The organism is Microcoleus sp. Pol17C6 (assembly GCF_036701145.1).
Taxonomy (GTDB): domain Bacteria; phylum Cyanobacteriota; class Cyanobacteriia; order Cyanobacteriales; family Microcoleaceae; genus Microcoleus.
The window spans coordinates 1-20452 of sequence record NZ_JAUBQH010000041.1 but is presented as its reverse complement, the minus strand read 5'-3'; the positions used below and the strand labels follow the sequence as shown (position 1 = coordinate 20452).

Here is a 20452-nt window from a genome sequence, read left to right as displayed (position 1 = left end):
CATCCAAAATCCCAAATCCAAATTTATCTAGGCGGGCGACGGTTACGCAAAAACTCAGGAATATCCAATCCCAAATCCTGCGGCGGTTTCGCTTTCGGATCGGGCGTCTGTTGAGCAGGAGTCGTCGGCACAGTTGCAGCCCGCCAAGGAGCATTAACATTTTGCGTCCGCCCCGGAGTCGGAGGCGGGGAAACTTCTCCCGAAAAACCAGTAGCGATCACAGTAATCTTAATTTCGCCCTGAAGCCGCTCGTCAATCACCGCTCCAAAAATAATATTGGCATTCGGATCGACAACCTCGTAAATCGTCTCAGCCGCCGCATTCACCTCGTGCAGCGTCATGTCAGTACCGCCAGTGATGTTAAACACCACACCTCTAGCGCCCTCAATAGACGAAGCTTCCAGCAGAGGCGAAGAAATAGCCTGCATCGCAGCCTCCCTAGCCCGTGACTTGCCAGAACCCACGCCGATCCCCATCAAAGCCGAACCCGCATCAGCCATTACTGCCCGCACGTCAGCAAAGTCAACATTCACCAAACCGGGAATAGTAATAATGTCAGAAATACCCTGAACCCCTTGGCGCAGGATATCGTCAGCAACTCGAAAAGCCTCTTGCACGGGCATTTGTTCGGAAATCACAGACAGCAGCTTGTCGTTAGGAATTACGATCAGCGTATCCACCCGGGTTTGCAAAGCCGCAATCCCTTCCTCAGCTTGGCTGGTGCGCCGCCGTCCTTCAAACGTAAAAGGCCGCGTCACTATGCCCACAGTCAAAGCGCCCATTTCCTTAGCGACCTCAGCCACGATCGGAGCCGCGCCCGTGCCCGTACCGCCGCCCATGCCGGCCGTGATAAACACCAAATCCGCATGATTCAGAGCATTAGCAACTTCATCGCGGGATTCCTCCGCAGCCTTTTGACCGATCGCCGGATTGCCCCCCGCGCCCAAACCGCGCGTCAACTTCTGTCCGACTTGCAAGCGTTTCGGAGCATTTGAGAGAACCAGAGCTTGGGAATCTGTATTCACGCACCAAAACTCGACACCAGAAACCTCGCTGGCAATCATCCGGTTAACGGCGTTGCCCCCACCGCCGCCGACGCCAATTACTTTGATTTTGGCAGCACTGCTGGGCATTATGTCTTTGGGATTGACCATAGGATCGATATCAATACTATCTACATTTACATAACCAGACTTGCGTCTAAAGGGATTGGCGGAATCTGCAGCCACCGGAAAATTTTTTACTTCTTCCGAAGGGGGACTGTCTTGGTCAGACCCCTGTCTATTATTAAGCTTCATTAGAGTCGGGGATAGTAGATTACAGCTTTTTAACTAAACGCCAATTCACAATCAACTATAGGCTAAGTTGCGCGAAAAACTAACACTGGTCGATGCTTAATGTTAGCAATCTCGGATTTGGCCGACCTCGCTAGCCTAGACCTCGCTTGACCCCATCCAGGTACTTGACCGGATTAAGGCAGTTGTAAGCAAGGCAGAAGGAAAAAAAATGGATACTAGCCTCAGAGTCATCGGGATGGAAAGAAAAATCAGATTTTTTTTCCCGACTCGATATCAAAAAACAGTCCTTATTTCCAGCGCTGCGTATTGATCCTGATGGCTAAAAATTCTGCCGTCCGATCGATACCTTCTACCTTTTGTTGACAGAGGATCAATTTCGGGCGCGAGTGGGTGCCGGAGTTGAACTCTCCAAACTGCCGGGTAGTTCTGGCAAATGGACGATCGGCGAAGCAGGATTTTTCAAGTCAATGTAGGCTATTTTGCTTGAATCTATCTGTTTTGGCAATTGTCGCATTCGGTCTAAAACCTTAAGTTGCTCCGCAGTCTTGGAACTGTACGGCCCTAAGTGTACGGTACCGATCTCTGTTTTCAAGATCAAGTTGTTCGGGTTTTGCCAATTAATCTCAAACACTTTCACCGTCAAGCCGCTGAGTCCTTGGTAAAACTTCGGCCAATAGGCGCGATACTGTTCCAAAGGCCCGATGACTTTTAAAGTGGGCAAAGAACGCTGAGGCTGCGTTCCCGGAATGCTGCCGGGCCCGATCGAACTATTCTGCGATCGTACAGCAGTATAACTATCCGACGGCATCCAACCTCCGCGAGCGTCCAGCCACCCCACTTTTTCCTTGTCACTGTTCGATTTCAACACCGCAGTCGGCTGCGCCACCGCCACCGGCAGGCTTTCTGCCACTTCTACAGTCAAACTCGGCGGAAACAAGTTGCGAGTCACCTTCGCTTTGGCGATCGGCCCCGTGGACTCCAGCTTTTCGGCCAGGGCCTGCGGTTGAATCCCCCACAGCGACTGCGGGTAAGACAGCGGCACCAAAGACCGCACCGCCTTATCCGACAGCCACTGATTGCCCTCCACCTTCACTTGTTCCGATCGGGCTATCAACCAAGCCGGCTGAGCAATCCACCACAGCAAACCTCCAGCCATTGCGCTCGCTGCCAGCATTTGCCACACAACAGCCGCCAATCGAGCGCGCCTCTGCTGCCGCAACTTTTGGCGCCTGCGCCCTAACTCTGTTTGAGAAACCGCTCCAAAACTAGCCATCTACGTCTTGACAATATAGTAATTAAGGATTAGCACAAATTCAAAACTGTTTAATCTCTCTCTTGAACCCTGTTTTCCCCTACCATTTAACCAGATTCCCGCAAATTTACCCAGACTCCTGCCAATATCAGTAATATCACTGAGTCCCATAAGTAATAAAAAATTATTAATTAAAAATTACCCAATTCCAGCGCCGGGAAAACCCCTTACCAGATCAAGGTTCTTTGGGTATTTAGGGCATTACCCCACAGTGCAAAAGGTTACAAATCAAACTAAACTCAACTAAAGAAAGTTTAGACTTTCGATTAACTTTTTTAACTTTTATTCGGCTTCCATTGTGATCGCACTCGAATTAGACAGATTCTATAAAGCCTGCAACCCGAGCAAGACCCTTGTTGCGGGAGACCCAGGAGATTATCAATACTACATTGATTTTGGTTCCGTGCGTGGGGGCAAAATCATTGAATCTTTACAGCGAACCATTACCCGCATCTCCCCCAACGAGCCAACGTGTCAGCTATTTACAGGACATATTGGGTGTGGCAAATCTACGGAATTGTTTCGACTAAAAGCTGAGTTAGAGCAAGAGGGTTTTTGCGTCGTCTACTTCGAGTCTTCCCAAGACTTAGACATGGGTGATGTAGACATCAGCGATATTTTGCTGAGCATTGCGCGCCAAGTCAGCGAAACTATGGAATCCGCTAAAATCAAACTCAGACCGAGCTATTTTACCAATCTGTTTGCAGAAGTGGCAGAATTTTTGCAGACTCCCATAGATTTGTCAGCGGAAGCCGAGTTATCTGTAGGCATTGCGAGAGTTACTGCTAAAACTAAAGACTCTCCCAAACTGCGATCGCAACTCAGGCAATATCTCGAACCCCGCACCAACAGCATCTTGCAGTCCATCAACGAAGAACTCCTCAACAGAGCTAACGCCGAACTCAAGCAGCAAGGGAAAAAAGGACTCGCAGTCATCGTTGACAACCTCGATCGCCTCGACGCCTCCCTCAAACCCAGCGGACGCACCCAGCCAGAATATCTGTTTTTAGACCGCGGCGAACAGTTGAAAAAACTTAATTGCCATGTTGTCTACACGATTCCCCTGACTTTGATTTTTTCCAACGACTTCGGCCGCCTCGCCAGTCGATTTGGAGTCAAGCCCAAGGTGATGCCGATGGTACCGGTGCAAATGCGATCGGGCGAAGACCACATTGAAGGAATGGCACTCCTCCGGCAGCTAGTATTAGCTAGAGCTTTCCCGAAAGTTGCTCCCGATCAACGCATTGATTTGATTTCCCAGGTGTTTGACTCTCCCGAAACTTTAGATCGGCTTTGTCGGATTAGTGGCGGTCACGTTCGCAATCTACTGATGCTTTTATATAGCTGTTTGCAGCACGAAGACCCTCCCTTTTCTCGCGAATGCCTCGAAAGCGTCATTCAAGAATATCGCGATGACCTTTTGGGAGCCATCAATGACCTGGAATGGGAATTGCTGTTTCAAGTTGTCAAGCGACAAAGTGTAACCGGCGAAGAAGAATCTCAAATCTTGTTGCGAAGTATGTTTGTCTTTGAATACCGCGATCAAGAAGGTCGTTGGTTTGGGATTAATCCAGCCCTAGCAGAAACCAGAAAATATAAGGAGTGGCTGCAGCGCACTGAAGCAAAATAGTTGGGATTTTTGAGATGGCTTCGTGACTCCAAAAACCCTTAACCACGAGGGAATTAGAAAGTATTTAACTGAAAATTCATCGCTCACAACTCCGAAATCTTACAATCCAATACAGAAATCAGTCAGCGGTTTTTGCCACTGGCTGATTTCTGTTGAATGCTTGCTATAGGTGGTGAATGTTATTATCGTGTAAAACTTTGCCGCCACTAAGGACTTTACCCACTCTCAACTCTCATATCTGCAATGTCAGACCCCCTATGTCTGTTTTTATCTGTTGCTCTTAATTTAAACTAATTCCATCCCGGAAGACATTTTTTTGACTGTTGTGCTAAATGCCTGCTACAGATATATCGGAGTTGTTTCCTAATAGCTAGTCGTCGGTATGATCGTGAACTTAGCATTTGGCTATTTATGATCGGTAGTCCTTTATATATAGCTGAATCAAAAAATCTAAGATAACATTAAAATTTTATTGGGAAGTCTAGCATTCTCTAAGATTCAGAGGTATGATATCTTTACATTGGATCTAATAACTATGTAAGTATTGATAGGACAAGTACGGAAAACTACGTATTTATACAGAGATAAAGCGTCAGACAGAGACGGGGATGTCTAAGTAGAGACGCTTTCAGTCACGATTGGCGAGCGTTAGGTAATTGATTAATGAAAAAGAGGTGCACGCATGACCGATCTAATTAAGGTACAAGAAACTGCCAACTACAACGAGCGATCGCTCAAAACTCTGGTCAGGTCAATCACAATGTCTCAACACCAATTCTCGCTAATTTTGGTGCGCTGCAACTACGAGCAGTTGCGGCAACAAATAGCGCAGCGGCTGCGAGAAGTGTCCCCAGTTCCAATTCAAGATATCGTCCTGCCACCTTCAGTCAAAACCCTTTACACTACTCTGCAGGCAAGCACTTTCCAGGAGGGGTACTCGCCTGTCGGTGCCGCCTCGGCTTTGATGGTATTCGGTTTAGAAACAGTAGTAGCGATCGACGAAGTGATGGCTTCTACCAATCAAGTGCGAGACGAATTTCGCAAAAATTTTTCCTGCCCAGTGATTTTGTGGGTAACAGATGACATCGTGACCAAAATGATTCGTCTGGCCCCGGATTTCAAAAGTTGGGCCGCCGCCACAATTAAATTTGAAATGGGCGTTGACGAATTAATTAATTTCCTCGCTAGGCGGGCCAATACTATATTTAAAATAGGCGAACTCAATCAAGAACTCACCAGCAGCAACGTCAGCACCATCGCTAATTGTGAGACCTGCGAAACCCAGTGCGAAAAACCCGGTCTGGAGCGCGAAATGAGCCCAGGAGAACGCTTTCTAACTTTTAACTCAGGGCCCCAAAACAGACGACCATCAGAAGTCCACTCGTATTCGCCATTGAGTCCGGGCAATACCTTCGATTTGGCGATCGGCTCTTTGCCACGCCGAGAACTAGAATTAGCTTTAAGAGATTTACAAAATCGCGGTGAAGAATTAGAACCCGCCCTCAAAGCCAGCCTGCAATTCGTTCTCGGTCGAGATTACTATGTTAGCGACCAAACCGAAACTGCCTTAATTCACTACCAAGAAAGTTTAGTATTTTGGCAGCAGAAAACGGGCAACTGGGAACTGGCAAACTTGGAACATTCCGAAAACCCAGAAACCTTCTCCTCCTTGTCGAATCCTGTCCCCAAAATTTTATTTTTAGAGAGAGAAGGCATAGTGCTGTTTCACATAGCCCTGTGTCACCGGTTGCAAGCAGCCAGAAACCCGGTAGCCAACCGCCACCACTGGGAACAAGCTTGGATTAGCCTGGAACAATCTAGAAACGCTTTCTCCCTTGCTTCACGCCCGGAATTGGTCGCTGAGGTGACAGCACACCTCGGAGAAGTGCTGCAGCGCCTGAAAGCTTGGGGAGAGTTGCAAGCATTAGCGGAAAATTCTTTGCAGTTGCACTTCACTTACGGTACTCCCAGCCAACTAGCTCAAGATTACGGCTTTTTGGCTGAAGTTGCCCTGCAAGAGTCGAGGTGGAGTCAAGCCCGCCAGCTAGCGGAGTTGGCTTTGGCGATTTTGGATCAAACGCCTAATGATTTGAGATTGCTGATTGAAGATTTGAGATTGGGGTTTGAGGGAAATTATCCAGAAATTGTGGGTTCTAACGAGTTAAGTAACGAACCCAAATCTAAAATCCAACATCCTAAATCCGACAGGAGTTCGTATCTTTTACTTTTAGCCCGAAGTTTGCGGCAGCTAGGCCAGTGGGAAGCGGCGGTTCATTCTTTGGAGTTGGCTCAATCTCAAAGCGAGCCGAAGTACGACCCCCGACTTTACATCGATATTTTGACGGAATTGCAAGCGGTTTATTTCGAGCAGGGAGAGTACCTTAAAGCGTTTCGGATTAAAAAAACCCAGCGGTCGATCGAATATCAATACGGATTTAGAGCTTTTATCGGAGCCAGCCAATTGCAGCAGCAGCGCCAAGCGGTCAATCCTTCAGGTCCCTCAGCTCAAAACCAAGCTGCCATCGCAGCGTCCATGACAGCTTACTCGCGCCAAACAGATATCAATAGCTTGCTAGAAAGAATTAGCAGGGACGACCATAAATTAACTATTATTCACGGGCCCAGCGGAGTCGGGAAAAGTTCTCTAGTCAATGCCGGCTTAGTACCAGCTTTGAAAAATATTACTCCGGGTGCGCGGGATACATTGCCCGTAGTAGTCAAAGTTTACACCGACTGGCTGGTGGAGTTAGAAAATGCTTTGAACAGCGCACTGTACGACAAACAAGCCGAAGAGGAAAGTAAATTAATCTCGAAAGGACTACAGGAAATCAACAAAAGAAGTTGCTCGGTTATTCCTGCTCGCAGCTCGGAAGTCTCTTCTTTTATTATAGATAAGTTGCGCGAAAATGCCACAAATAATTTATTGACAGTGCTGATTTTCGATCAATTTGAAGAGTTTTTCTTTGTTTCGACTTCAGTGGCACAAAGACAACTTTTTTATAATTTTTTACGCTTGTTTTTGAATTTGCCTTATGTCAAGATAATTCTGTGCTTGCGCGAAGATTATTTGCACTACTTACTAGATTGCGATCGCTTCCCAAATCTTGACGCTATTAACAATAATATTCTCGACAAAAGTATCCGCTACCAACTGCGGAGTTTTTCTATCAAAGACGCGCGGGCTGTCATCGGACACTTAACAGAACGGGCGGAATTTTATTTAGAGCCGGCACTGATCGATGCCTTCGTTGAAGATTTAGCAGACGAACTGCAAGAAGTGCGACCAATCGAATTGCAGGTAGTAGGAGCGCAACTGCAAGAAGAAGGTATTACAAGTCTAGCACAATACCAGCAATTGGGGGACAATCCCAAAGCGGAATTAGTGAAAAGATCGCTCGAAGGAGTCATCTCTGACTGTGGTCTGGTTAACGAAGATGCAGCGTGGAAAATCTTGTTTTCCCTGACAGATGAAAGAGGCGTTCGCCTGATAAAAACCAAACACGAACTCTCGTTAGTGACAGGCCAACAGCCAGCAGATGCCCGCGAAACCGAATTATCGGCGATCGGCAGAAACCGAATTTCCCTACCGCGACAGTTCGCAAAAGACCCAGAAATCCGACCAAACAAAACCGACAACCTAGACTTAATTTTAGACATTTTAGTTGGTCACGGTTTGCTATTTCTGCTACGGGAAGCGCCAGAAGACCGCTATCAATTGGTACACGACTATTTAGTGCGACCAATCCGCCAAAGATTCGGCTTAGAAGCCCGACTGCACAAAGCAGAAGCAGATAAAAAAATGAGTCAAGCACAGCTCTATCGAGCCAATACTTTTCTCAAACAACTGCTGGGAGTAGCAGTAATCGGCGTTATGCTGCTAACCAGTTCCACCATCGCCGCCGTAAACTTTTGGTGGCGGGCTGTGGGTCAAAAACAGCTAGCTGTCGCTCAAACTCAGCGAGCCGAAATCAGTACCCTGACAGCAGCTTCTGAAGCACTTTATTTCTCAAACAACAAATTTGACGCCATGATGGAAAGTTTGAGAGCTGGTAAAAAGTGGAAACAGATCGAACACTCCCAACAAATGTATACTCTTAAAGACACCGAAATTCTGATTTCTGCTGCCCTCCAGCAGGCAGTTTATGGAGTCAAAGAACGCAACCGCTTGGAAGGACACGGCGATGTAGTTTGGGGTCTTAGCTTCAGTCCAGACGGGGAAACAATAGCTTCTTCCAGTGTAGATAAAACAGTCAAACTTTGGCGGCGCGACGGCAGTTTGCTGGCCACTTTCAAAGACCACACTAACAGTGTCTCCTGTGTCGCATTCAGTCCCGACAACAAAACTATAGCCTCGGCAAGTTTAGATAAAACTGTCAAAATTTGGCAAACTGACGGCAGTTTGCTGGCCACTTTCAAAGGGCATACTAATAGCGTTACCAGCGTTGCTTTTAGTTCAGACGGTCAAACGATCGCCAGCGGATCTACAGATAAAACTATCAAACTTTGGAAAACCGACGGCACGCTGCTGAGAACGATCGAACAATTTGCTCCCGTAAATTGGCTAAGCTTCAGCCGCGACGGCAAAATAATCGCTGTGGCTAGCGATGACGGTAGTGTGAAACTGTGGAGTTCTGACGGCAGGTTAATCGCTAATTTATGGCACAGCGAAAACAGACAACCCTCGAAAATTTACACCGTCAGTTTCTCCCCCGATGGTGAAACGATCGCCAGTGCAGGTGAAGATAAAACGGTGAAAATCTGGAGCATCGCTGCACTCAAACACCCACCAACAGAAAATTCAACACAAGCAAAAAAAGGTGAACTGCTAACAACTTTGCGCGGACACAGCAAGTGGGTATTTGGTGTCAGTTTCTCCCCCGACGGTCAAACACTTGCTTCTGGAAGTGCAGACGGGACTGTCAAACTCTGGAGTCTTGCTGGTGTTGGCGACAAGCGCCCAACTGATGCTAGCAACATTAAACCAGAGAGTCGCTTACTGAGAACTTTTGAGGGACACGCCGATCGAGTTACTCAGGTGAGTTTTAGCCCGGAAGGCAAAACCTTGGCTTCGGCGAGTTTTGACAAAACTGTCAGGCTGTGGCGACTCGATGACGTGCCGCTCAAAACCCTCGACGGACACCAAAACCGGGTGCAAAGCGTTACTTTCAGCCCCAACGGCCAAAGGCTGGCTTCTGCTTCTACGGACAACACTATCAAACTCTGGAGCCGCACGGGAGTTTTGCTGGAAACCTTGGAAGGACACACTCAGAGAGTCGCCAGCGTCAGTTTCAGCCCCGACGGTCAGCTACTTGCTTCTGGGAGTTACGACAAAACGGTGAAAGTCTGGAGTTTGACAGAAGATGGCATGAATAATATTCTCCCTTGTCCTTCGGCTCCGCTATTCCCGTGTTCGCCTTCTGTGCTGTTCACTCTCGACGGCCACGCCGACAGCGTGATGAGCGTGAGTTTTAGCCCCGATAGCGAGGTTCTGGCTTCGGCGAGCAAGGATAAGACTGTGAAACTCTGGACTAGAAACGGCAGGCTGATTAAAACTTTAACAGGACACACAGGCTGGGTGACTGGGGTGACTTTCAGTCCCGACGGCTCGATGCTGGCTTCTGCCAGCGATGATGGTACTCTCAAACTCTGGAATCGGGACGGTCGTTTGCTGAGAACTTTTGAAGGAGCTCACAACAGTTTTGTGTTGGGGGTTGCTTTTAGCCCTGATGGCAAAATGCTGGCTTCGGCTGGTTACGACAATTCGGTGAAATTGTGGAAGGTAGACGGGACTTTGGTGGCGACGCTGCTGAAGGGTTCTAGCGACAGCGTGACTAGCGTGGGTTTTAGCCCGGATGGTTTGTTGGTTGCTTCGGGCAGTTATGACCATAAGGTGAAGCTTTGGAGTCGCAGCGGGACTTTGCTGAAAACTTTGACGGGTCACAAGGATAGCGTGATGAGCGTGAGTTTTAGCCCGGATGGGAAGGTTCTGGCTTCTGCGGGCCGGGATAATCGGGTGATTTTGTGGAATTTGGATCTTGACGATTTGCTGGTGAGGGGCTGTGACTGGGTGGGAGATTATCTGAGAACTAATCCTAATGTGAGCGATCGCGATCGGCGTCTCTGTGAGGGGGTTGGGGCAAAATCTCAATTTTAGTCATTTGACGGTTGACGGTTGACGGTTGACGGTTGACTGTTCAAAACTTTCCTTGCCCGAAATCTTCCCCTTGCTCTCGGCTTCCTGTAAAGTAAATAATTGTAAAGAAATATGAGTTTTCTCTTATCCTCTGGTTAAGACCGCCAGCTAGCATTCACAATTAAGACCCGGATTATAAGTTCCTATGTCACAGCTTTTCCCGCGAAAATTTCTAGCCTCTGTTGCCGCATTTTTTCTGGCTTTGTCCGTGTGGACGATCGCACCTGCGGCCCACGCTTTCAATAATCCCGATTTGTTGCCGTCAACTCAGACGCCGATCATTGACTTAGCTAAAGCCCTTACGGATATTGAAGAACAAAATTTGGCAAAAAATTTAAAGGCTTTTGAAGCTGAAACCGGCTGGAAACTGCGAGTGCTGACTCAGTACGATCGCACGCCCGGTTTGGCGGTCAAAAGTTATTGGGGGCTAGATAACAAGAGTGTGTTGTTAGTTGCTGACCCCCGAGGAGGCAATTTGCTCAATTTTAATGTGGGCGACTCGCTGTATCCGCTGCTGCCGCGCACTTTTTGGGTGGAACTGCAAACCCGTTACGGTAATCAATTTTTTGTGCGGGACAATGGGGAAGATCGAGCGATTATTGAATCTTTGGAGTCGATAGAAGGCTGTTTGCGTCAGGGCGGATGCCGCGTGGTTCCCGGTTTGCCGAGGGAACAGTGGGTTCTGACGTTAATTACTTCGGTGCTTGGTGGCGTCATCTGTGGGTTTGCTGCTCAGCCTCGGAAGCCTGGACAGGTTGTGGCTTGGCAGTGGGCGCTGATTTTTTCGCCGCTGTGGGGCATTCTGTTTTTTGCTTTCGGACTTGGGCCGGTGGTGACTCGGACTTCTGACTGGTTGCCTGTGGTTCGGAATGTGGCCGGTTTTGCGATCGGAGCTTTGGTGGCATTCCTGACTCCGGTGTTGGGCAAATCTTCTTCGTCGTCGGAAACTTAGTTGTCAGTTGGCAGTTGGCAGATTTTACTCAACAGTCAACGAATGACTAAAAGCTGGTAAGCTGATACCTGACAACTCACAGGCGACAGCTATCCAACAAATGGAATGGCACGTAAGCGATGCCCAGAGTCTGGGATTAATCGATAACGAAATTGGCGACCACGGTTTTTCAGCGGCGGAGTACGAAATAGTCCGCCGCGTGATTTATGCGACTGCTGATTTTGAGTACAAGTCTTTAATTAGTTTTTCCGATCAGGCTTTGCAGGCTGGGGCGGCAGCTTTGGCTGCTCGGACTACGATCGTGGTAGATGTGCCGATGGTGCAGGTGGGCATTACGCCTCTGATCCAAAGTACCTTTGCGAATCCGGTTTACTGTTCGATGGAGGCTTTGACACGCCCCCAAAAGGAAAGGACGCGGGCGGCTTGGGGGATTGAAACTTTGGCAAGACGCTATCCTGAAGGGATTTTTGTGGTGGGCCAGGCTCAAACTGCTTTGTCGGCGATCGTAGATTTGATTGAATCTGAGGAAATTCGGCCGGCTTTAGTGATTGGGACGCCTTCTGGGTTTGTAGGGGTGGACGTGGCTAAGTCGCGGCTGCACGATTCGATGATTCCTCACATTCGGATTGAGGGCCGCAAGGGTTCTGCGGTGGTGGCTGTGGCTATTGTTAACGGGCTGGTGGATTTGGCTTGGCAAGCTTACGGCCAAGAGGGGAACAGTTGAGCGATAAGTCAGCAGTCATTAGTCATTAGTTATTAGTCGTTCTGGATTATTTGGAGCAGTGTTGCGGTTAATTAACCAACTTTCAAACGATCGTTGACTTTCACTGCTGCGTCGGCCCGCTAGCAAACCTTCAACTCCAATATGTTCGTCTAAATCAACCCATTCAATGGCATAACCATCTCCAAGTAGCTGCCAATTATGTCTTTCCTCCGGGGAACCGTGCAACAAACGGGGATACCAAGCTAAGGGAACACTCAAACTGCGACCATCAACTAAGTCCACAATTACTTTTTCATCTGTCACCGTGACTTTAATTACGAGGGGTTCTGTTTCAAGTACCAAAGTAGTCATGCCAAGCCTCCAACAATATTTGTTCATATTCCTCTACAAGACGAGCAATCTGGTTTAATTCATGCTCTTTGAAGCCTCGATTTTTTTCTAGAGATACAGGATTCATCCAAAATTTGGCAAGTTGCCGATCGCGCTTAACATGAATTTGGGCGGGTTCGCCTCGATCGGAACTAAAAAAGATTAAACTGTAGGGGCTAACCTGAAAAACAGTAGGCATTAGCCGCTATCTTGTGAATTTTGTCCTAAGTTTAACTTGCGATCGCTCTTAAATTTGTCGCTACTATCAATATTAATAATCAGCGGGCGATCGCCTTTTTACATCTCTGCTTTGATTAGTGCGATCGCGGTCTTTTTTTCTGCCTTTTTTAATCTGTTGGCTCACCTCGACAAACAAATCTCTGCGTAAATAAGGATAGTCGCTCACCCACACGTCACGGCTGGGAATATAAATATCTGAAACTTTGGCAATTCTGCCTAAATCTTCTTGATTTGACATAATTAACATTAAAGCAGCTTGCCCGGGGGCAATTCCTTGGTGATCTTTCCGCAATGGAGCTCGAAGTGTAGTAGTAAATCCGGTTTTGTCCCCGACTTCTAAATTAATTCGCGGTTCTAGGTTGTCAACTATTACGAGTTGTCCTTTTTGATTGACTGTTTCTTCTTGACTGGTGACTTCATCTGTAATATATATATCCAAAACTCGTCCTTGCCAAAAACCGCAGTATTGATATTTGCGGCATTCTGCATTCCGCAAACTCGCCCACAAAATCGGCCCCCACAGCCAGTACAAACCAGCTATCAATCCGGTGATTAAAACTAGCGGCCCGACATCGGAACCGGCGAAGTTGTAAACTATCAGGAGGAAAACTACGGTGACGGCAGAGATTAACATTCGCCTCAAAAAATCGGGCGGTTTTCCCCAGATATATTTGTATTGCGCTCCCGTGGCGACGGCGGGAATTAGTTCTTGAAAGGTTTCGCGGGTTAAGGGAATTAGCATAGGAAGTTCGGCAACGAGCAATGTACGGGATGCAACGGCTGTCTGTTCGGAAGCGGATTATATTAAGGGATTTAACAGATTTAACGGATTGATGTTGAAGTCACAAATCAGAAGTTAGAAGTCAAAAGTTATAAGTTAGATTAATTCCACATTACTAATGACTAATGACTAATGACTAATGATTCATGGCTACAAGATTTTTTCCAGGCCGTAAACGAGCGATCGCAATTCAAGGACTTTGCGTATAGACAGCAAGACTCCTGGCATATAACAAGCGCGATCGCTCGTATCGTGTCGTAAAGTATAAACTTGACCGGCGCCGCCAAAAATTACCTCTTGGTGGGCAATTAAACCGGGTAAACGGATGCTGTGAATGCGAATCCCTTCATCAGCCAGTGAACCTCGAGCTCCGGCTAATTTTTCGGTTTCCTCAACTTCTGGCGGATTGAAAGTTTTTCCCATTTCTGCTAACATTTGGGCAGTTTGAATTGCCGTACCGCTGGGGGCGTCGGCTTTTTGATTGTGGTGCAGCTCAATAATTTCTACGTGTTCAAAATACTGAGATGCCGTGACGGCAGCTTGTTGGAGCAAAACCATGCCGATCGAGAAATTGGGTACGATCAAACAGCCAGTGCTGGCTTTATCAGCGAATTCAGCTAAGTTTTCAATTTGCTTGCTGCTCAATCCGGTAGTGCCGACTACTGGGCGAACCCCGTAAGCTATGGCCGATCGCACGTTTTCATAAACAGACGAAGGGTGCGTAAAATCTACCATCACTGCTAACTGCTTTTCCTGAGATGCTAATACCAGCATTCCTTGCAAGTCGTCAGTGATGGGAACTTCTAACGGGCCGCATCCGGCTAATTCCCCGGCATCGGCGTTGAGGCACTCAGGAGAGCGGTCTACAGCCCCAAATAAGGTCATGTCACTAGCATGGGCGATCGCCTTAATTACTTCGCGGCCCATTTTGCCTGCAGCACCGTTAACAATCACCGGAATCGGAAGTTGATTCGCCATCATCTCAAAAATATCCTGAAAGTTTGATCGACTAAATTTTAACGCTTGTGCGAATTTGGGGAAACAAGGAATGAAAGACAGGATTTGTCGGCAAATCTTCAAAAACCCGGTTCCCATTCGAGAAATACTTTGCCAAATCGAGTAATTAGCTTAAAGAAACTCGGTTGCGGCACAAGTTCTGAAAAAATTACATTCAATCTCATATTAAGCTCAATTCTGTAAGAACAGACTTGTGCAAAGCTAATTTGCACCGACATATTTTTTCTGTGACTGCCAAATTCTCTCGAAATCTTCGATATGTCATGTCTGTCGCAACTGGTCTCAACCTGAGTTCTCAAAACCGACGGGTCAGGATTTTGCCTGCAATGCTTGCGGGCGTGACTGTAACGCTGCTGAATATGGGAGTTCGGCAGTTGGGAGGCTTGCAAAGCTTGGAATTGGGGAGTTTTGACTCGTTAGTGCGCTTGCAGCCAGATTCGGACCCCGATCCGCGACTGCTGGTAGTGGGAATTTCTGAGGCCGATATTCAAGCTTTGGGGAGATTTCCGATTTCCGACGGTGCGATCGCTCAAACCTTGGCAAAACTGCAAAAGTATCAGCCAAAAGTTATCGGTTTGGATTTGTACCGGGATTTGCCTCAAGCGCCGGGACACGAAGAATTGCTGGCCGGGCTGAAAGCACCGAATGTGGTGGCGATCTATAAATTGAGCGATTCCGAAAGTCAGGGAGTGCCTGCACCTCCGGGGATACCGCCCGCTCGGCTCGGTTTTAACGACTTCGTACTCGATCCTGATGGCGTTGTACGCCGCAATTTGCTCTCAGTTTCGCAACCAGACAAAAAGATTGCTTTATCGTTTTCTGTGCAAGTGGCTTTGCTGTATCTCAAAGACAGAGTAAAGCAGAAAAATAGCCCTGTTCATCCCCACCAAATCAACTGGGGAAAGGCAGAATTTGTGCCTTTAACTTCTAACAGTGGCGGCTATGCAAATCTCGACGCCAAAGGCTATCAAATTTTGCTCAAATACCGTTCTGGTAAGGAGGTGGCGCGACAAGTCAGTATCAGGCAGGTATTGAAGGGAGAAATTGACCCAAGCTGGGTTAAGGACAAGATTGTGTTAATCGGGACGACGGCACCGAGTACCAGAGATTTGTTTTTGACGCCTTACAGCCCGGTTAAAAAGCAAAGTCCGAAAATGCCTGGGGTGTTGCTGCACGCGCAAATGCTCAGCCAAATATTGAGTGCGGTTTTGGATGGGCGATCGCTGTTTTGGGTGTGGCCGGAATGGGCGGAAATTTTGTGGAACGGTGCTTGGGCAATGGTTGGCGGGGTTTTGGCTTGGCGGATTCAGCACCCTGCGAGGGCTGGATTGGCTGGGGGTGCTGCATTGATGGGTTTGTTGGGGATTACTTATGGGATTTTTAGTGGGGGTGGGTGGCTACCGTTAGTGTCGCCGACTTTGGGTTTGGTGGTGACTGGTGTGGGTGTCAGTGCTTACAGGAAGCTTTACGATGCTTTTCACGATTCTCTAACGGGTTTGCCCAACCGGGATTTGTTCGTGGATTGCCTGGGGCGGGCGATCGCCAATACTAGGGGCCGGCGCAGCTATGTGTTTGCGGTGCTGTTTCTGGATTTAGACAGGTTTAAGGTGATTAATGATTCTTTGGGTCATTTGGTGGGGGATGAACTGCTGATGGCGGTGGTGCTGCGGTTGAGGGCGATTATTGGCTCCGGGGATACTGTGGCGCGGGTGGGGGGTGATGATTTTGCGATTTTGGTGAGGAATGTTGATGTTGCTAGTGCGGTGGATTTGGCCACTCGAATTCACGAAGCTTTAATTGTGCCTTTTGAGTTGAAGGGGCAGGAGGTGTTTGTGACTGCGAGCATTGGGATTGCCCTGGGGGGGGAACCTGCTGCTACTGTCAGGGAACAGCCGGAACACTTGCTACGGGACGCGCACACGGCGATGTACCGGGCGAAGGCTTTGGGAACGGGAAGGTATCAGGTGTTTAATGCTTCGATGCACGCTTTGGCGGTGGAGAGGTTGCAGTTGGAAACTGATTTGCGGATGGCCCTCAAGCGTCAGGAGTTTTTGCTGCATTACCAGCCGTTTGTATCTTTGGCAAGCGGGAGGATTATTGGGTTTGAGGCTTTGGTACGCTGGCAACACCCGCTGCGGGGTTTGATTCCGCCGATGAAGTTTATTCCGGTGGCTGAGGAAACGGGTGCAATTGTGCCGCTGGGTGAGTGGGTGCTGGAGGAGGCTTGCCGGCAGTTGCGGCTGTGGGAGGAAATGTTTGGTTTCGATCAAGCTTTGATTATGAGTGTAAATTTATCTGGGAAGCAGTTTGCTCAGCCGGATTTGGTTGATCGCATTCAGGTGATTTTGGAAACAACGGGTTTGAGTGCCGAGAGTTTGAAGTTGGAGATTACTGAGAGTGTGGTGATGGAGGATGTGGAGTCGGCGATCGCGGTTTTGAAGCAGATGAAAGCGTTAAATGTCAAGTTGGGAATTGATGATTTTGGTACGGGTTATTCGTCGTTGAGTTATTTGAGTCGGTTTCCTACGGATACTTTGAAGGTTGATAAGTCGTTTGTGGGGCGGATGGAGATCGAAAGCGAGGGGGAGAATGTGGCGATCGTGCGGACGATTGTGGCGCTGGCTCACGCTTTGGGTATGGATGTGATTGCTGAGGGTGTGGAGACGGCGGCACAATTAGCTAGGTTGAGGTCGATCGGCTGCGAATATGGTCAGGGTTATTTTTTTGCTAAGCCGTTACCGAGCGAGGCTGCGACTGCTTTGATGGCTTCTGGGCCGCAGTGGTAGTGATGAGTTATTGGTCATTCTTCTTCGTGGTTATATACAATAATCTTCATATCGTCGTTTAAAAAAGCTTTATACCAGAAGTTGCACGATTTTACGCAATAATCATCAAAATTTTCTTTGGGGATCACCCACCTCCTCATTTTCACGCAGTTTACGGTGAGTACAATGCTTTGATCGGCATTGAATCTTTAGAGATTATTGAAGGAGATTTACCAAATAGGGTCCAAAAGTTGGTAATAGAATGGGCTACGTTGTACCAGAAAGAACTGCTGGATATGTGGAATAGCCAAGAATTTAGTAAACTTCCGTCCTTAAAATAACTGTGATTTTTTTTTATGAAACCTGAGCGCATTGTTTATGCTAAAGCTATTGACGATCGCACCTTGATGGTCAAGTTTACCAATCTTGAAATCAAGAAATACGACATCTCTAAGTTATTAGACAATCCGATGTTTGCGACGTTACGCAATCCTGGATTTTTCAGAAATTTTAAAATTGAACCTGGTGGTTATGCAGTGGTTTGGAATGAAGATATCGATATCAGTGAATATGAACTTTGGCAGAATGGAATTAGTTGCACGAATGAGGAAAATGAGCGATACATTGAATCTCTTCATCATTCGTTAGGAGGTAAGCACGATCGTGCCAGAATTATTTGATGTAGTCGAATTGTTTGTAACAGTGCCTGAGTCTAATCTACACCTAGGTGTTAGAGGGGCTATTGTAGCTTGTTATGATGATGGAAATTACGAAATAGAATTTAGCGATCGCTCTGGCGAAACGATAGCTTTGTGTACTCTGTCTACCGAGCAGTTTTTAGTTGTTTGGAAGTCGAAAGAAAGGCGTTGGTTGTCTGTATCTGAGCTATTAGCTGCGATGGTTGGACGTTTGTCAGACGAACGTCAGCAACAAGTTTTAGAGTGGGCGCGTTCTATGTCTCAGAAAGAGTCTGTTTTTGGCGGCGTTTTGAGAGGAATCACACAAACTCTGCACTTGGATTTCAATGCGGCAGATCGACTGTTGTCCGCTTGTATGTCACAATAAACAAGCAATTATTATATTTTGAGTTATCCTGTGAGTCCTACTGCCGAAGTCAGCAATACCCTAAATGCGGGCGCTCTACCAACCGTTACCGCTACTCCAGCCCGCCGCGCTGTTTTTCCCTTCACTGCGATTGTTGGCCAGGAGGAGATGAAACTGGCGCTGCTGTTGAATGTCATCGATCCCAAAATTGGCGGGGTGATGATTATGGGCGATCGAGGTACTGGTAAATCTACCACAATCCGCGCCCTCACTGATTTGCTGCCGGAAATTGAGGTGGTGGCTGACGATCCTTTTAACAGTCATCCCAGCGATCCAGATTTGATGAGCGATGAGGTGCGCGATCGCACTTTATCTCAAACTGACATTAAAATCGCCCGCAAAAAAGTTCAAATGGTAGACTTGCCTCTGGGCGCTACCGAAGACCGAGTTTGCGGTACGATCGACATCGAGAAAGCTTTGTCGGAAGGTGTTAAAGCTTTTGAACCAGGCCTTTTAGCTAAAGCTAACCGCGGCATTCTGTACGTTGATGAAGTCAATTTGCTCGACGATCATTTAGTCGATGTTTTGCTCGACTCTGCCGCGAGCGGTTGGAATACTGTTGAAAGAGAAGGCATTTCGATCCGCCACCCGGCTAAGTTTATTCTCATTGGTTCCGGCAACCCAGAAGAAGGAGAATTGCGGCCGCAGTTGCTCGACAGATTCGGGATGCACGCAGAAATTCGGACTGTGAAAGACCCGAATTTAAGAGTAGAAATTGTCGAACAGCGATCGAGCTTTGACCAAAATCCAGCGGAGTTTCTCGCGAAATACCAGCGCGAACAAGATGAGATGCAGCAGAAGTTGGTGGAAGCTCAGGAAAGGTTGAAATCGGTAACTATCGATCGAGAGTTGCGGGTAAAAATCTCCCAAGTCTGCGCTGAATTGGACGTAGACGGGCTGCGGGGCGATTTGGTGACAAATCGGGCTGCGAAAGCTTTCACGGCTTTGGAGTGCCGCACAGAGGTGACTGTGGACGATATTCGCCGGGTGATGACTCTGTGTTTGCGGCACCGGTTGCGGAAAGACCCGCTAGAATCAATAGATTCGGGGTATAAAGTGACTAAAGTGTTCGATCGGGTATTCGGTCTAGAAACAACTGAGGGGTAATTAATAATTGGTAATTGGTAATTGGTGGTGAGGAAACATTTCCCAAATTTTTAATGCCTCCTTCCCCATTTCCAATTACTAATTCGGGCAATGGAAAAACGAATTTTAGGATTAGATCCCGGCTTAGCAAATCTCGGCTACGGGGCAATTTGCTGTCAAATTGTCCCCGGTAAACAAGATGAAAACTTTGTTTCCATGATTGATTGCGGCGTCATACAAACAACGCCCAAACAGGAAATGGGACAGCGGTTGAAAACAATTTACGACGATTTACACGCGGTAATTGAAGAGATTAAACCTGATGTAGCAATTGCCGAAAAATTGTTTTTTTACAAGATGGGAAATACCATACTTGTAGCGCAAGCGCGCGGCGTTTTGACACTGGTATTAGCGCAGTGTGGAGTGCCACTTTTCGAGTTTACGCCGGCTCAAATTAAGCAAGCTTTGACAGGGCGCGGTAATGCGGATAAATCTGAAGTGCAAGAGGCAGTGGCGCGGGAGTTAGAGTTGGGTTATATTCCGAAACCCGACGATGCAGCGGATGCTTTGGCGGTGGCTTTGACTGGTTGGTACGATGATGATATTTGTCCGAAGAAAATACAGTTGGAAACAGGAAAAATTTGATACAAGATCAAATCATGGGCAAATTAAGCACAAATCCGGGCAAGACATCTTCTCCCGATAAACTTACAGGAAATTGCACAATCTCTACTTCGCCAGAAGGGCGATAAATTTCTACTTGTTCGTCTTGAGGATTAATTAGCCAACCCAAGCGCAAGCCGCTGTTTAGATATTCCTGCATTTTCTCCTGAAGCTGCCGCAGCGGGTCTGTGCGCGATTCCCTACGGGATAGCTTCGCTTCACGCAATTCTATGACAAAATCCTGGGGGGGTGACAAAGAGGCCTAGGAGATAGACCGCATCAGGGTTGCAGCCCGCATACCTTGTTGATAAAAGCGAC

General features: G+C 47.6%; 16 protein-coding genes and 1 pseudogene. 10 read left to right on the top strand and 7 right to left on the bottom strand.

Features of this window, described 5'->3' with window-relative positions; translation table 11 throughout:
* Positions 1 to 23: 23 nt before the first annotated feature.
* The gene (gene ftsZ, locus QUA25_RS19595; protein WP_333040673.1) at positions 24 to 1298 is read right to left on the bottom strand and encodes a cell division protein FtsZ; all 1275 of its coding nucleotides are present in this window, start codon (positions 1296 to 1298) and stop codon (positions 24 to 26) included.
* Positions 1299 to 1668: 370 nt separating this feature from the next.
* A complete protein-coding gene (locus tag QUA25_RS19590) occupies positions 1669 to 2571 on the bottom strand; it encodes an FtsQ-type POTRA domain-containing protein (RefSeq protein WP_333040671.1) in 903 nt (300 codons plus the stop codon).
* A gap of 337 nt (positions 2572 to 2908) precedes the next feature.
* On the opposite strand from QUA25_RS19590, the gene QUA25_RS19585 reads away from it, so the two are divergent.
* From QUA25_RS19585 to QUA25_RS19570, 4 genes are all read left to right on the top strand, one after another.
* On the top strand, positions 2909 to 4240 hold the full coding sequence (locus QUA25_RS19585; protein WP_333040669.1) for an ATP-binding protein: 1332 nt from the start codon (positions 2909 to 2911) through the stop codon (positions 4238 to 4240).
* A 682-nt stretch (positions 4241 to 4922) separates the two neighbouring features.
* A complete protein-coding gene (locus QUA25_RS19580) occupies positions 4923 to 10394 on the top strand; it encodes a WD40 domain-containing protein (RefSeq protein WP_333040667.1) in 5472 nt (1823 codons plus the stop codon).
* A 184-nt stretch (positions 10395 to 10578) separates the two neighbouring features.
* Positions 10579 to 11385, top strand: a complete 807-nt coding sequence (locus QUA25_RS19575; protein WP_333040666.1) for a TPM domain-containing protein — start codon at positions 10579 to 10581, stop codon at positions 11383 to 11385.
* Positions 11386 to 11485: 100 nt separating this feature from the next.
* Positions 11486 to 12109 carry a precorrin-8X methylmutase gene (locus QUA25_RS19570; protein WP_015179019.1) on the top strand — a complete coding sequence of 208 codons (624 nt, stop codon included), beginning with the start codon at positions 11486 to 11488 and terminating at the stop codon, positions 12107 to 12109.
* Between the two features lie 18 nt (positions 12110 to 12127).
* Here the strand turns inward: QUA25_RS19570 and QUA25_RS19565 are convergent, their stop codons facing one another.
* The 4 genes from QUA25_RS19565 to dapB form a co-directional block, all read right to left on the bottom strand.
* On the bottom strand, positions 12128 to 12460 hold the full coding sequence (locus tag QUA25_RS19565; protein WP_333040665.1) for a DUF2442 domain-containing protein: 333 nt from the start codon (positions 12458 to 12460) through the stop codon (positions 12128 to 12130).
* A complete protein-coding gene (locus tag QUA25_RS19560; protein WP_333040663.1) occupies positions 12441 to 12677 on the bottom strand; it encodes a DUF4160 domain-containing protein in 237 nt (78 codons plus the stop codon). Before QUA25_RS19560 ends, QUA25_RS19565 begins: the two co-directional genes overlap by 20 nt.
* A gap of 72 nt (positions 12678 to 12749) precedes the next feature.
* Positions 12750 to 13460 carry a phosphate ABC transporter permease gene (locus QUA25_RS19555; protein ID WP_333040661.1) on the bottom strand — a complete coding sequence of 237 codons (711 nt, stop codon included), beginning with the start codon at positions 13458 to 13460 and terminating at the stop codon, positions 12750 to 12752.
* A gap of 189 nt (positions 13461 to 13649) precedes the next feature.
* Positions 13650 to 14477: a 4-hydroxy-tetrahydrodipicolinate reductase gene (dapB, locus tag QUA25_RS19550; RefSeq protein WP_333040729.1), complete on the bottom strand. Its 828-nt coding sequence runs from the start codon at positions 14475 to 14477 to the stop codon at positions 13650 to 13652.
* 302 nt (positions 14478 to 14779) lie between these two features.
* On the opposite strand from dapB, the gene QUA25_RS19545 reads away from it, so the two are divergent.
* The 6 genes from QUA25_RS19545 (at position 14780) to ruvC (ending at position 20116) form a co-directional block, all read left to right on the top strand.
* A complete protein-coding gene (locus QUA25_RS19545; RefSeq protein ID WP_333040659.1) occupies positions 14780 to 17302 on the top strand; it encodes an EAL domain-containing protein in 2523 nt (840 codons plus the stop codon).
* 71 nt (positions 17303 to 17373) lie between these two features.
* Positions 17374 to 17622 carry a DUF4160 domain-containing protein gene (locus tag QUA25_RS19540; protein WP_333040728.1) on the top strand — a complete coding sequence of 83 codons (249 nt, stop codon included), beginning with the start codon at positions 17374 to 17376 and terminating at the stop codon, positions 17620 to 17622.
* A gap of 15 nt (positions 17623 to 17637) precedes the next feature.
* Complete coding sequence (locus QUA25_RS19535) at positions 17638 to 17961, top strand: DUF2442 domain-containing protein (RefSeq protein ID WP_333040658.1); 324 nt, start codon at positions 17638 to 17640, stop codon at positions 17959 to 17961.
* Positions 17945 to 18346, top strand: coding sequence for a DUF4926 domain-containing protein (locus QUA25_RS19530; protein ID WP_333040657.1), 402 nt, complete (start codon positions 17945 to 17947; stop codon positions 18344 to 18346). Before QUA25_RS19535 ends, QUA25_RS19530 begins: the two co-directional genes overlap by 17 nt.
* Positions 18347 to 18376: 30 nt before the next feature.
* Complete coding sequence (gene bchI / locus QUA25_RS19525) at positions 18377 to 19492, top strand: magnesium chelatase ATPase subunit I (protein WP_333040655.1); 1116 nt, start codon at positions 18377 to 18379, stop codon at positions 19490 to 19492.
* Positions 19493 to 19582: 90 nt separating this feature from the next.
* Positions 19583 to 20116: a crossover junction endodeoxyribonuclease RuvC gene (gene ruvC, locus QUA25_RS19520; protein WP_333040653.1), complete on the top strand. Its 534-nt coding sequence runs from the start codon at positions 19583 to 19585 to the stop codon at positions 20114 to 20116.
* A 7-nt stretch (positions 20117 to 20123) separates the two neighbouring features.
* On the opposite strand, the pseudogene QUA25_RS19515 reads toward ruvC, so the two are convergent.
* Positions 20124 to 20375, bottom strand: a pseudogene (locus tag QUA25_RS19515) (Uma2 family endonuclease); the annotation flags it as partial.
* Between the last annotated feature and the right edge of the window lie 77 nt (positions 20376 to 20452).